The sequence below is a fragment of the Escherichia sp. 94.0001 genome (assembly GCF_013369155.2).
Taxonomy (GTDB): Bacteria; Pseudomonadota; Gammaproteobacteria; order Enterobacterales; family Enterobacteriaceae; genus Escherichia; species Escherichia coli_F.
Genome location: NZ_JABWMS020000277.1, coordinates 1 through 313, shown reverse-complemented (window position 1 = coordinate 313; position 313 = coordinate 1). Strand labels below are relative to the sequence as shown.

The following is a 313-nucleotide window of genomic DNA, read 5'->3' as shown; positions in this document are numbered from 1 at the left end:
AGAAAACGGGCGTAAACCTTACGCCTGACCACCGTTCCGCCGACCAGACTCTGCATATCTTCCACCATACCGGTGACCATGCCGTACAGGTTAGAGACTGCCAGCGTGGGCCGCGTACTGGTGCCTTTGCCATTCAGTTCAAAACCGCTCCCCTGAATGGGATACGCCTGATACTGCCTCCCCTGCCAGGTGACCGGCTCACCTTTTTCGTTCTGCTCATTACAGAAAAAATAACGTTCTCCACCGACCTCTGTCAGATCGATTTCCCAGAGCACCACGCTGGCCGACTGCTCCGCACGGGTGCATTCATTCA

Annotated in this window: 1 protein-coding gene; it reads right to left on the bottom strand. The window is 55.6% G+C overall.

The window, feature by feature from the left end; all coding sequences use genetic code 11:
- Positions 1-313 (bottom strand): phage minor tail protein L (locus HEN33_RS25705; RefSeq protein ID WP_089565311.1); only part of this gene is annotated, 313 nt, incomplete at both ends.